The following is a 12488-nucleotide window of genomic DNA, read 5'->3' on the forward strand; positions in this document are numbered from 1 at the left end:
GGGGGAACCGCGTCGATGGCAGGCTCGGCGGATGGCTGCTGACCGTTTCCTCCGGGCCTTCGACGACGCCGCACGGGACTTCGAACGCCTGGGCGACCACCTCTGGAAGCCCATCGGGCGGGCGACCGCCGACCGCACCGCCCCGGCACCCGGCGAGCGGGTCCTGGACGCCTGCTGCGGCACCGGCGCCTCGGCGATCCCGGCCGCCGAGCGGGTCGGCGGCGGCGGCCACGTCGACGCGATCGACCTCTCCGAACCGCTGATCCGCGAGCTGACCCGCCTCGCCGCCGGCCTGCCGCAGCTGCACCCGCGGGCCGCCGACGCCACCACCTGGCCCGGGACCGGGTACGACGTGCTCCAGGTGGTGCTCGGCATCTTCTTCCTGCCCGACATGGCCGCCGGAACCGCATACCTGATCGGCCGGCTGCGCCCCGGCGGCCGGGCCGGGCTGACGATCTGGCGCCGCGGCGCGGTCGAGGTGGCCGGCCGTCACCTGAGCGCCGCCGTGACCCGGGTGACCGGCACCGAGATCCCGCGACGCCCCACCGGCCCGCTCGAGCACATCAACGAGGCGGCCACCTACCGCCCGTGGCTGGAGCAGCGCGGCCTGACCGGCGTCGAGGTGGTCACCCACGAGCTGACCCTGCACCTGACCCCGGAGCTGGCGTGGCTGCTGGTGACCGGTTCCGGCTATGTGGCGGCGCTGACCGGGCTGACCCCGGAGCAGGTGGACGCGGTCCGCGAGACCTATCTGGACTCGCTGTCCCGGGACGGCGTCGACGAACTGGACGCCACGACGCTGATCGGGCTCGGCTCCCGGCCCTGACGCGCCCTCAGGTACAGCAGCGCGCCGCCGGTGATGACCACCGCCCAGAGCAGGTAGATCCCGGTCATCGCCAGCAGGAGCAGCACCGCGCCCATGGCCAGCACCGCCGCGGCCCGGCCGGCGCTGCCCCGCGGCAGCAGGCGCAGCGCGGCCGCGACCCCCACGGCGTAGACGGTCACGAACGACCCCGTGGTCAGCAGCACCAGCGGTTTCGCGCCGACCCCGGCGGCCACCACGACGCCGAGCGACAGGAACGACAGGCCGGCGTTCACGGCCAGGCTCCGCCGGGGCACCTCGCCGGCCCTGCTGCCCCGCGCGAGCCACCCCGGCAGGGCGCCGTCCCGGCCGAGGGCGGCGCCGAGCTTGGCCGCGCCGGCGTAGTACGCGTTCATCGTCCCGAACGTGAGCAGCAGGGCGGCGCCGGCCGCGAGGTAGCGGGCGTCGCCGCCGAGCCCGGCCGCCATCAGCTCGCCGAGCGGCGCCTCCGCGTCGGCGGCGCGCGGCCCGAGCACCGCGATCACGGCGAACGCCACGGCCAGGTACAGCACCCCGATGATCAGCACGGCCGCGGTGGTGGCCCGCGGGACGTCCCGGGCGGGCCGGCGGAACTCCCCGGTCAGGTGCGTGATCGCCTCCCAGCCGACGAAGCTCCACACCAGCAGCGCCGCGGCGGCCGGCACGGCGTCCCAGCCGTGCGGCGCGAACGGCCGGAAGTGGGCGGTGTCCGCCGACGGCAGCGCCACCAGCACCGCCACCACCAGGAACGTCACGAGCAGCGCCGCGGCGGCCAGCTGCACCTTCCCGGCGAGCCGCACCCCGGCGGCGTTCGTGACGGTCACGGCGACCATGAGCAGCGCCGCCGTCGCCGCCGTGACGACCGCGCCGCCACCGGCCGCCGCGGCCACATAGGCGCCGCCGAAGAGCGCGGCCGCCGCCGCGCCGGGCGGCACCGCGAGGTAGAAGCACCAGCCCACCACCGCGGCGGCGCGCTCCCCGAAGGCGAGCCTTGCGTAGGTCGACACGCCACCGGAGTCGGGATGCCGGGCGCCGAGCGCCGCGAACGTGGCGGCCAGCGGCGCCGAGAGCACCACGAGCAGGAGCCAGGCCAGCAGCGACGCCGGTCCGGCGGTCTCGGCGGCCAGGGCCGGCAGGGCGATCACGCCGGTGCCGAGCACGGCGCCGACGTACAGGGCGGTTCCTTGCGGGGCGGTGAGCCCGTCGTTCCTCATGCCGCCAGCCTCGTCGCGGAGGACCACACCGGACAGTGGCAGAAATGCCGTCGTGCGATAGATTCCTGCCATGGCCGCCCACGTCGTCGCCGTCGCGCTCACCGACGGGCTTCCGGTGTTCGAGCTGTCGGTGCCGTTCGAGGTGTTCGGCACCGACCGCAGCGACATCGTCTCCCCCTGGTACGACCTGCGCCTCTGCTCCCAGGACCGGAGACCGATCCGCACCACGGGCGGCCTCACCGTCACCCCGGAGCACGACCTCGGCATGCTGGCCCGCGCCGACACCGTCGTCGTCCCGGCGCTGGGCCGCGCCGACCAGATCGAGCCGCCGCCCGCGCTGGTCGAGGCCGTGCGCACGGCGTACGCGGCGGGCCGGCGCGTCGTCTCGATCTGCACGGGGGTCTACGTGCTGGCCGCGGCCGGCCTGCTCGACGGCCGGACCGCGACGACGCACTGGATGAACGCGCACGACCTGGCCTGCCGGTACCCGGCCGTGCACGTCGACTCCCGGGTGCTCTACGTGGACGCCGGCCGGGTGCTCACCTCGGCCGGCACGGCGGCGGCCATCGACCTCTGCCTGCACCTGGTCCGGCGCGACCACGGCACGGCGGTCGCCAACGAGGTGGCCCGCCGGATGGTCACCCCTCCGCACCGGGAGGGCGGCCAGGCGCAGTTCGTGCAGCCGGTCCGGCCGGGCGGTTCCGAGGGCGGGCTCGGCCCGGTGCTGGACTGGGCGCGGCGGCACCTCGACCGGCCGCTCACCGTCGCCGACCTGGCCGGGCGGGCCCATCAGAGCCCGCGCACGTTCGCCCGCCGGTTCCGCGAGGAGATCGGCGTGACCCCCCTGCAGTGGATCCTCGAACAGCGGGTGCGGCTCGCCCAGGAACTGCTGGAGACCACCGACGTGCCGGTCGAGCAGATCGCCCGGCGCGCCGGGTTCGGCACGAGCGCGAGCCTGCGCCAGCACTTCGGCCGGGTCATCAGCATCTCCCCGCAGTCCTACCGGCACGTCTTCCGGCACCGGGTCAGTTCCCGGACAGGAACCACCGCAGTGCCGCGCTGACCTCCTCGGGCGCCTCCTCGGCCTGGTGGTGACCGCTGTTGATCAGCCGATGCTCGACGCCGCGCGCCGCCCACGGCCGCCAGATCTCCACCGGATCGCCGTGGATGTCGATGTCGTCGTGCGCGGACTGCAGCAGCATCATCGGGCACGCGACCCGCCGGCCGGCCGCGCGGTCGGCCTCGTCGTGCCGCCGGTCGATCCCGAGCCCGGCCCGGTAGTCCTCGCACATCCCGTGCACGACCGCCGGGTCCCGCAGCGCCCGCCACAGATCGGCGTGGCTCTCCTCGCCCAGTTCGGCGGGCCCGGGCGTGCGGTACCACGCGTCCGGATCGGCGCAGATCACCCGCTCCGCGGGCTTCTCGGTCTGCCCGAGGAACCACCAGTGCCACCACGCCGAGGCGAACGTCGCATCCGTACGCTCGAGGTGCTCGACCATCGGCAGCCCGTCCATGACCACGAGCCGCGTGACCGCGTCCGGATGGTCCATCGCGGTCCGGAAGGCCACCAGCGCACCGCGGTCATGACCGACCACGGCGAACCGGTCATGGCCGAGAACGTTCATGAGCCGCACGACGTCGCCCGCCATCGCCCGCTTGCTCGACTGGCCGTGGTCGGGTCGATCCGGCGGGAGCGTGCTCCGCCCGTACCCTCGCAGATCAGGCGTCACCACGAAGAACTCTCCGCCGAGGCGGTTCGCGACGGCATGCCACGTCGTGTGGGTGCGCGGATGGCCGTGCAGCAGGACGACCGGGGTGCCGGTCCCCCCGTGGCGGACACGCAGCGTGACGTCACCGAGATCGATGTGTTCGAGCTGGAACATGGATGCCCCATTACCCGATCGAGGTCCGCCTACCCTGGATGCTCATGGGGACGAGCAGTGTGGAGTGGACCGTCGCGGGCCGGCGCCTGGCCGCGGCCGCCGGAACCGTCGTGGGCGAGCGCTACGACGCGAACTACGACGTGCTCCACCTCGACCCGGACCGCCCGCTCGCCGTGGTGGCGGACGGCATGGGCGACGGGCCGGGCAGCCGGGCGGCGGGCCGGACCGCGGTGGACGTGTTCGTTTCCCGAGCGCAGTTCGACCCCGGCTCGCTGCGGGCCGCGGTCGCCGAGGTGCAGACGGCGGTCCGGGAGGCCGGTCGCCCCCTCCCCGGCCTGACCGGCTGCACGCTCACGGCGTTCGCCGCCGGCCCGGACGGCGCCTGGCTGGTCCAGCTCGGCGACTCCCGCGCCTACCGTCTCCGCGACGGCCTGCTCGAACTCCTCACCGTCGACCACACGGTGGCCTGGCTCGGCCTGCTGCACGGCTGGTTCGCCGCCGGCTCGGCCGAGGCGTCCGTCGCGAGCCGGCGCCTGACCCGCTACGCGGGCCATCCGGACGAGCCGGAACCCGACCTCCTGAACGTCGCCCTGCGCTCCGGGGACGCCCTCCTGATCTGTACGGACGGAGTCTCCGACCAGGTCGGCTATGACAGGCTGGCGAGCCTCCTCGCCACGGCCGCCGGCCCGGCCGCCGCCGTCGAGGCGATCCTCGAGGAGTCCCTCACCCCCGGCGACGACAACGCCACAGCGATCGTCATCCGGGTCTCCTGAGCCGATGAACTCCTCCGGCGTGCGGCTCGGGGCGGGAGATCTGGCGGGCTTCGGCGTGGTGGCGGCGCGCGACTTCGCGGCCGGCGAGGTGGTGCTCTCCTACGACCTGCGCCCGCTCACGCTCGCCGACTACCGGGCGCTGCCGGCCGGCGAGGACCTGTTCGTGCACAGTTTCGGCGGCCGGCGCTTCCTCTATCCACCGCCGGCCCGCTTCGTGAACCACGCCGACGACCCGTCCTGCCGCCAGGACTTCGACCGCCGCTGCCACGTCGCCCTGCGCCCGCTGCGCGCCGGCGACCCGATCACCATCGACTGTCACGAGGAGACGGCCCGGGAGCTGACGACGTTCCTGGAGGCCTACCAGCGGGCCGGCCCGGCCGAGCTCGCCGCGCTCACGGCCGCCGGCGCCAAGCTCTGGCCGCCGGGCCGGCACGCCCGCCCGCTGAGCGGCGTCGAATGGCTGGTCGGCACCGGGCGGTGGGAGGCACTCTGCTCCGCCACCCTCCCCGGCGGCCGGCACGCGACCCTGCTCCTCAAGGTGATCGAGGGCAATTGGCAGCTCGTCTACCAGCACGTCGGCTAGCCGGATTCAGAGCCGGCCGGTCGCCTTGAGCAGCAGATACACGTCGGCGACCCGGCCCGCGAAGGCGCCCGCGTCCTCGTCCACCACGATCGCGCCGAAGCGGGTCAGCACCTCGCGGACCCGGTCGCGCTCGGTGAGCACCCGCTGCGCGGCCGCCGCGAGATGGACGTCAGCGGCGGTGATCGCGGCCGGGGGAACCGACGATGAGTCCGGCGGGGGTGCGGAGGGCAACACCGCCGCCCGGGACACCGCCGGATCCCGGACACCCGCCACCACCACCTGATGGCGCGCCGTCAACCGCCGCAGCAGCGGCAGCAGACCCTCCACGATGGGCGCCGGTTCGAGGGCCGTGAAGATGACCACCAACGACCGCTTCTGATCACGCCGCAGGAGGGCCGAGGCGAGCGCCGTCCAGTCGGTCTCGTCCGGGGCCGGGGTGAGGGCCGCCATCGCGTCGATCAGCCGGTCCATCTTCCCGGACGACGACACCCGGGCCCGGACCACCGCGTCCAGGGCGAAGAGGTCGACCCGGTCGTCGGCCCGGGTGGCGAGCACGGCCAGCAGCAACGCCGCGTCGATGGCCGCGTCGAGCCGGGGCGCGTCGCCGACCCGGGCCGCCGATGTCCGGCCGGTGTCGATCACGCAGATCACCCGGCGGTCGCGTTCCGGCCGCCAGGTCCGCACCATCACGTCGTTGTGCCGGGCGCTGGCCCGCCAGTCGATCGACCGCACGTCGTCGCCGATCACGTACTCGCGCAGCGCGTCGAACTCGGTGCCCGCGCCCCGGCCCCGGGTGACCGCCGAGCCCTCGATCACCCGCATCCGCGCGAGTTTCTCGGGGAGGATCCGGCGCGACGGGAAGTGCGGCAGCACCCGCAGCACCCAGGGCGGCGAGACCGAGGCGTTCCACTTGCGGCCGCGTTGCCGGTACGCCACCCCGAACGGTCCCAGCGATCGGAGCGTCACGAGGACGGCGGGGCGGTCGCCGTGCCGTACCGGGTTGAGCTTCACCTCGAGCGCCCTGTGCGCGCCGCGGGGCAGGAAGACGTCGTGCTGCGCCGGCCACGCCCCGGCGGACGGCACCCAGCTGTCGCGCACGTGCAGGCGCAGCGGCCGGCGGCCGGTGTTCGTGGCGGTCAGTGTGACGGTCGCGGTGCCGCCGAGCCAGACCGTGCGGTCGCCGGAGCGGGTGAGGCGGACGGCGGTGAGCGGGCCGGCCACGAACACGTCGAGCACGGCCACGAACACCGCGAAGCCCGCCACCAGGAGCAGGCCGATCCACGGCGCGGGCAGCAGCGCCGGCAGCGGCAGCCCGGCCAGCAGGATCAGGGCGAAGCGGCGGGTGACCATCAGCGCGGCGCGGGCACGGCGGCCAGCACCCCGGCCAGGACGGCCGGCACGGTGGCGCCGTCGAGCTCGGCGTCGGCGCGCAGCCGGACCCGGTGGCGCAGGGCCGGCACGGCGTACGCCTTCACGTCGTCGGGCACCACGTAGTCCCGGCCGCTGAGCCAGGCGTACGCCTTCGCGACGGCGAGCAGCGCGGTCGCGCCGCGCGGGGACGCGCCGAGTTCGAGGGCGGGGGTCTGCCGGGTGGCCCGGCAGAGGTCGACGATGTACGACAGGACCGGCTCGGCCACCGCCACCCGCTGCACGGCGGCCCGCCCGGCGGCCAGGTCGGCGGGCCCGGCCACGGCGGTGACGCCGGCCGCCTTGAGGTCGCGCGGGTCGAACCCCTGGTGGTGGGCACGCAGCACGTTGAGCTCGTCCTCGCGCTCGGGCAGCGGCACGGACAGCTTCAGCAGGAACCGGTCGAGCTGGGCTTCCGGGAGCGGATACGTCCCCTCGTACTCGATGGGGTTCTGAGTGGCGGCGACCAGGAACGGCTGCGGCAGCGGGCGCGCCGTGCCGTCCACGCTGACCTGGCGCTCCTCCATGGCCTCGAGCAGCGCGGCCTGCGTCTTCGGCGGCGTGCGGTTGATCTCGTCGGCGAGCAGCAGGTTGGTGAAGACCGGGCCGGGCCGGAAGTTGAAGGCCGAGCTGCGCGCGTCGTAGACGAGCGAGCCGGTCAAGTCGCCGGGCATCAGGTCGGGGGTGAACTGGACGCGCTTGGTGTCCAGCGCGAGCGCCGCCGCGACGGCCCGGACCAGCAGGGTCTTCGCCACGCCGGGGACGCCTTCGAGCAGCACGTGCCCGCCGCAGAGCAGCGCCACCACGACGCCACCGACCACCGCCTCCTGCCCGACGACGGCCTTGCCGACCTCGGCGCGCAGCCGGCTCAGCGCGAGGCGGGCCTGTTCGGATTCGGCGGTCACGGGTTCCCCTTTTTCTCATCGGGCCTCTGCAGAATTTCAAGAACCAGCTTCTGTACGTCCTCAGCGGCCGTCACCAGCTCCGCGTCGGTCGCCGGCGGCTTCCCGGCGAGCACCTCGCGTACCCGGTCCGGCGGCAGCCCGGCCCGGCCGGCGATCTCCTCGGGCGTGGCGTCGCGCGGCAGACCCAGATGCTCGGTGAGCCGGCGCCGCGCCGCCGTCCGCAGGATGTCGAGGGACGGGCCGCGGGCCCGGGCCCGCCGGTAGAGGCCGGCGTGCCCGAGCATCGTCTCGTGGGCCGGCACCCGGGACGGCAGCGGCTCGGCGACCGGGCTGCCGAGCCGGCGGGCGGCCGCCGCGGCGAGCGCGATCAGGACCAGCGCGGCGAGCGCGAGGGTGGCCCAGAACGCGGCCGGGAACGCCTCGGTGAGCGGCGGCTTCGCGGTCCGCCCGCCGGCGGCCGGCGGCTGCCCGGTGGCCGGGCCGGCCGGCGACGCCGTCGGGCCGGTGCCGCCGTCGCTCTCGGCCGGCCGCTCGAACGGGGTCGCCGACGCCTCCGCCGACGGCTCCTCCTCGGGTGTCCCGTTCTCCCGCTCGTGCACGCTGAGCCAGATCACCCGCTCGCCGCCGAGGACGGTGGTCGCGAACGCCTCGTTCGCGTGCTCGCCGATCCGGTCGTTGCGGAACGGGTCGGCCGCCCCGACCAGGACCACGGTGACCGGCCCGTCGGTGAAGGCGGCCAGCCCGCCGCCGAAGCAGACGCTGCCCTCCGGCGCCGCGTACCGCTGGCGCAGCACCGCCGCCGGTCCGGGCAGCGGGACGGCACAGCCCGCGCCGACCGCGTCGGCGGCCCACCGGGTGCCCTCGTGCGAGACCTCCCACGAGGTCCTGCCGAGGTCGTGCTGCCCGGCGCCGGCCACCACGATCCGGGTGCCGGTCGGCAGCCCGGTGGCGCTGGTCAGGTCCTCCAGGTCGATGAAGGACGGCGCCGGGACGAAGAGCGTCGCGCCCGGCCGCTGCCGTACCGCGTCGAGGGCGCTCTCCACCGTCCCGGCCTCGGTCACCGCGGTGCCGCGCGCCCGGAGCGCGGCGGCGAGCCGGCCACTGCCGACGCCGCCGGTCGCGGCCGGGTTCAGGTACGCGGGGTCGCCCGGGTCGGGCTGCTGCGCCGCGTGGACGAGCAGCGTCCCGGTCACGAGCAGGAGGAGGACCGTGAACGGCAGCACGATCCGCATCCGCCGGTGGGTCCGCGGGTTCAGCGCGGTGAGGAACCGGTTCACGGCCGGCCTCCGCCCGCGTCGCCGCCCACGTCGGTGCGCCCGGCTCCGCCCGGGTCGCCACCCACGTCGGTGCGCCCGGCTCCGCGCGGGTCGCTGCCCACGTCGGTGCGGACCTCGTCGGTGAGGCGGCGCATGTGCGCGTCGTGCTCGGCGCCGGCCGGGCGGTGGCCGTACCAGACCTCGGAGAACAGCTCGGTGGCCGCGTCCATGGCCGGGGCGATCGCCGGTCGTCCGCTCGCGGTGGCGCCGGCGAGCTCGGCCACGGTCGAGCCGGGCTGCGGGGACACCACGCCGGCCCGGGTCAGGTCGCGGACGGTGTCCCGCAGCCGCTGCCGGATCGCCTCGTCGTAACGGCCCTGGGCGGCCAGGGCGTCGGCGGTCTGGCCGGCGGGCGCGGCTTCCACCCGTACCGAAGAAGGGGTCGGAATCTCCTGGGTCTCCCCCGCCTTCCCGGTGTCCCGGCGGGACCGCGGACGCCGGAAGCGGAGGCGGAGCCGGGGCAGGCGCGGCAGGTGGAAGCGCGGCCGGCGGCGGGGGATCCAGACCGGGAACGAATACCAGAGGACCGACCCGATCAAGGTGCCGAGGAAGAGGCCGAGCAGCAGCATCCGGCCCGGGATCACGTCCAGCAGGTCGGCGATCCACTCGTCGTATGCCCTGGTCACGACGCGTCCACCAGCGCGCGCGAGCCGTCGCCGCCGCGTGCCCGTTCCCGCTCGATCGCGATGTCCAGCCCCTCCGTGCGGATGCGCGCCTCCACCAGCAGCGCCGCGTCCAGGCAGGCTAGCGCCGCATAGGCGACCGTGTTCGCGATGCCCCAGGCGATCGGCACGACGACGGCCACGACGCCGGCGCCGATCCCCCATCCGGCCTGGCCGGCGACCGCGACCCAGATCGTGCCGAGGGCCAGGCGGATCAGGAACCAGGTGCCGTAGGCGAGCAGGCGCAGCAGTGCGGCCCGGGCGCCGTCGCGGGTGGCGAGGCGTGCGGAGCGGCCGATCGGGTGCCGCGAGCGGCCGAGGGTGAGGGCCGGGATCGCCATGCCGACGAGTCCGTAGAAGATCAGCCACGGGACGAAGCCGAAATATAGGGCTATAGCCGCAAATATGCCTATCAAAGCCGCCAGGGGCAGCGTGATCAGCGGACGGGTGCGGGACCAGAGGGCACGGTGCCGGACCGGCGGGCCGCCGAGCAGCGCCGGGCCCGCGGCGGCGCCCGCGTAGGCGCCCAGCACCGCGATGATCGCCGCCTCGAAGCCGAAGCCGGCCGCGGTGATCATCCACCAGGTGCCGAAGTCGCCGAAGTCGGGCAGGAACGCCGGCGCGCCGAGGCCGGCCCGTTCCCGCCATCGGCCGAGGATCACCTGCTCGGCGGCGGCGAGCGGGGCGGCGAGCGCCAGCAGCGGCAGGGCCCGCCGGCGCAGCAGCTCACCACCCGCGTCGAGGAGTTCCCCGGCGGTCATCGGCCGCATCGGCAGAACTACGGGCGCCATGGCGGGCAATCCTAGGTGATCACCTTCCAGTAGTGTGTGCGGCTATGTCGGGGGTTTCACGGTTGCAGCACGTCCTGGTGGTCGACGACGACCCCGCGGACACCATGATGATCGAGGAAGCGCTGCTCGCCGCTCCCGTGCCGCCGATCGTGCACTCCGTCGAGGACGGCCGGGAGGCGCTCGACTTCCTGCGCCGGCTGGGCCGTTACACCGACGCGCCGCGCCCCGACCTCGTGCTGCTCGACCTCAACATGCCGCGGATGGGCGGCCACGAGGTGCTCCGCGAGATCAAGGACGACGACGACCTGAAGAGCATCCCGATCGTGGTGCTGACGACGTCGTCGGCCGCGCCGGACATCACCGCCTCGTACGCCCGGCACGCCAACGCCTACGTCTCCAAGCCGATGGACCTCGACTCCTTCGAGGCGGCGGTGCGGCAGATCAACCACTTCTACAGCGAGATCGCCGTTCTGCCCGAATAGGGTGTCCGGGTGATCCTCATGACCGGCGCGGCGGGACGCATCGGCCGCATGCTCCGCCCGTACCTGCCGGAGATCTCCCCCGGCTGGCGCCTCACCGACCGGGAGCGGGCGCCCGGCGTCGAACCCCTCGACCTCACCGACGCCGCTGCGGTGGCCCGGGCCTGCCGGGGCGTCGCGGCGATCGTCCACCTGGGCGGCATCTCGGCCGAGGCGTCCTTCGAGGAGGTCCTCGACGCGAACGTACGCGGAACCGAGCACGTCCTGCGCGGCGCGGCCGAGGCCGGCGTCCCCCGGGTGGTGATCGCGTCCAGCAACCACGCGACGGGCCGCCACGACCAGCGGAGCCTGCCCGACGACGCCCCGCCCCGGCCGGACTCCTTCTACGGCTGGAGCAAGGCCGCGGTCGAGTCGCTGGCCCGGCTCTACCACGACGAACACGGCCTCGACGTCGTCTGCCTCCGGATCGGCCACTGCCTGGAGAAACCGGCCGACGTCCGCGACCTCTCCGTCTGGCTCTCCCCCGCCGACGCCGCCCGCCTCATCGCCGCGTCCCTGACCGCGACCGGTTACCACCTGGTCTGGGGAGTCTCCGCCAACACCCGCCGCTGGTGGCCCACCACCGGAGGGGAGGCCATCGGCTACCACCCCCGCGACGACGCCGAGGTCTTCGCCCCGCACCTGACCTGACCGCTCCCAGCCTCCTCCTCCCGACCCTGCCGCCTTCGACCCGGCCGCCTTCGACCCGGCCGCCTTCGACCCAGCCACCTTGGACCCGGCCGCCTTCGACCCGGCCGCCTTCGACCCAGCCGCCTTCGACCCGGCCGCCTTGGACCCGGCCGCCTTCGACCCGGCATTGCCCGGGAGGGTGCCGTGCCGATCTTCGACGGCGTGCTTCCGCGGCCCCGAACCGGTCAACCTGATCGCGGCGAAAATCCGCACCACTCGCGGATCCGATCCCGCTCCCACCGAACTGCCACGGTGACATGGCTATTGCGCGGCGGGACGCATGCAATTCCACGCTCCCGACGATGCCGCTTTTGAAGCCGATCAGCCGGCGGACAAGAAAAGATGCGCCCAAGGAATTCGAAACCCAGGAACGCAATCCGACAAAGACATGCAGGCCACCGGCCCGACCAGCCGGCGCCCGCACCGCCCGCACCGCCCGCACTGCCGGCACCGCCCGCACTGCCGGCACCGCCCGCAACCCCGCGCTGCCCGCAGACGCAGGCCACGGGCCACCCACCGCCACCCGCTCCGCAGCCACCGCCAGCGGAGGACACGGGCCACCTGCCGCCACCCGCTCCGCAGCCACCGCCAGCGGAGGACACGGGCCACCTGCCGATCCAGTCTCCGCAGGTCCGGCCACCGCCGGGCACGAGGCACTCGCCGGCTCAGGCCCATCCCGCACCGGCTCGGGGCCGGATGCGTGCGCCTCGCAGAGCCCTACCGCGGAGCCGGCCACCGCCTCGCCGGCACCGGAACCTGGACCGGAACCGGCCGCCGCCCCGGCCTCGGGCGCACGACCGACCTCGCCGCTCCGCAACTGGCGCAACCGCACAGCATGACGCTGATCCAACCCCCAAGAACGGTGCCTCTTGTGCTCCCGCCGGAACGCCTCTGCCTCCGGCGAA

General features: G+C 74.9%; 13 protein-coding genes. 6 read left to right on the top strand and 7 right to left on the bottom strand.

The features are described from left to right. Nucleotides 1-31 precede the first annotated feature (31 nt). Nucleotides 32-826, top strand: coding sequence for a methyltransferase domain-containing protein (locus tag AB0G10_RS11535; RefSeq protein WP_360918851.1), 795 nt, complete (start codon nucleotides 32-34; stop codon nucleotides 824-826). Here the strand turns inward: AB0G10_RS11535 and AB0G10_RS11540 are convergent. Next, nucleotides 748-2055, bottom strand: a complete 1308-nt coding sequence (locus tag AB0G10_RS11540) for an amino acid permease (protein WP_360918853.1) — start codon at nucleotides 2053-2055, stop codon at nucleotides 748-750. The two genes, AB0G10_RS11535 and AB0G10_RS11540, sit on opposite strands and share 79 nt — an antisense overlap. Nucleotides 2056-2125: 70 nt before the next feature. Between AB0G10_RS11540 and AB0G10_RS11545 the strand changes: the two genes are divergently transcribed. Next, entirely contained in the window at nucleotides 2126-3118 is a 993-nt protein-coding gene (locus tag AB0G10_RS11545; RefSeq protein WP_360918855.1) for a helix-turn-helix domain-containing protein, read from the top strand. Here AB0G10_RS11545 and AB0G10_RS11550 read toward each other — a convergent pair. Then, a complete protein-coding gene (locus AB0G10_RS11550; protein ID WP_360918857.1) occupies nucleotides 3081-3938 on the bottom strand; it encodes an alpha/beta hydrolase in 858 nt (285 codons plus the stop codon). The genes AB0G10_RS11545 and AB0G10_RS11550 overlap by 38 nt on opposite strands. A 44-nt stretch (nucleotides 3939-3982) precedes the next feature. Here AB0G10_RS11550 and AB0G10_RS11555 point away from each other — a divergent pair, with 44 nt between their 5' ends. Both AB0G10_RS11555 and AB0G10_RS11560 read left to right on the top strand, forming a co-directional pair. Further along, a complete protein-coding gene (locus AB0G10_RS11555; RefSeq protein WP_360918859.1) occupies nucleotides 3983-4711 on the top strand; it encodes a protein phosphatase 2C domain-containing protein in 729 nt (242 codons plus the stop codon). Between the two features lie 4 nt (nucleotides 4712-4715). Next, entirely contained in the window at nucleotides 4716-5294 is a 579-nt protein-coding gene (locus AB0G10_RS11560; protein WP_360918861.1) for an SET domain-containing protein, read from the top strand. A gap of 6 nt (nucleotides 5295-5300) precedes the next feature. Here the strand turns inward: AB0G10_RS11560 and AB0G10_RS11565 are convergent, their stop codons facing one another. From AB0G10_RS11565 to AB0G10_RS11585, 5 genes are read right to left on the bottom strand one after another with little or no spacing between them, the layout of a single operon-like run. After that, the gene (locus AB0G10_RS11565) at nucleotides 5301-6644 is read right to left on the bottom strand and encodes a DUF58 domain-containing protein (protein WP_360918862.1); all 1344 of its coding nucleotides are present in this window, start codon (nucleotides 6642-6644) and stop codon (nucleotides 5301-5303) included. Then, nucleotides 6644-7606: a MoxR family ATPase gene (locus tag AB0G10_RS11570; protein WP_360918864.1), complete on the bottom strand. Its 963-nt coding sequence runs from the start codon at nucleotides 7604-7606 to the stop codon at nucleotides 6644-6646. Before AB0G10_RS11570 ends, AB0G10_RS11565 begins: the two co-directional genes overlap by 1 nt. After that, nucleotides 7603-8883, bottom strand: a complete 1281-nt coding sequence (locus AB0G10_RS11575; RefSeq protein WP_360918866.1) for a DUF4350 domain-containing protein — start codon at nucleotides 8881-8883, stop codon at nucleotides 7603-7605. The genes AB0G10_RS11570 and AB0G10_RS11575 overlap by 4 nt, the downstream gene beginning before the upstream one ends. Then, the gene (locus AB0G10_RS11580; protein WP_360918867.1) at nucleotides 8880-9548 is read right to left on the bottom strand and encodes a DUF4129 domain-containing protein; all 669 of its coding nucleotides are present in this window, start codon (nucleotides 9546-9548) and stop codon (nucleotides 8880-8882) included. Before AB0G10_RS11580 ends, AB0G10_RS11575 begins: the two co-directional genes overlap by 4 nt. Beyond that, nucleotides 9545-10375: a hypothetical protein gene (locus tag AB0G10_RS11585; protein WP_360918869.1), complete on the bottom strand. Its 831-nt coding sequence runs from the start codon at nucleotides 10373-10375 to the stop codon at nucleotides 9545-9547. The genes AB0G10_RS11580 and AB0G10_RS11585 overlap by 4 nt, the downstream gene beginning before the upstream one ends. Before the next feature lie 44 nt (nucleotides 10376-10419). On the opposite strand from AB0G10_RS11585, the gene AB0G10_RS11590 reads away from it, so the two are divergent. Continuing rightward, nucleotides 10420-10857 carry a response regulator gene (locus AB0G10_RS11590; RefSeq protein ID WP_360918871.1) on the top strand — a complete coding sequence of 146 codons (438 nt, stop codon included), beginning with the start codon at nucleotides 10420-10422 and terminating at the stop codon, nucleotides 10855-10857. Between the two features lie 18 nt (nucleotides 10858-10875). Then, entirely contained in the window at nucleotides 10876-11544 is a 669-nt protein-coding gene (locus AB0G10_RS11595) for an NAD(P)-dependent oxidoreductase (protein ID WP_360920706.1), read from the top strand. Nucleotides 11545-12488 lie beyond the last annotated feature (944 nt).

Origin of the sequence: Actinoplanes sp. NPDC023714 (assembly GCF_040639855.1) — a bacterium.
Classification (GTDB): domain Bacteria; phylum Actinomycetota; class Actinomycetes; order Mycobacteriales; family Micromonosporaceae; genus Actinoplanes.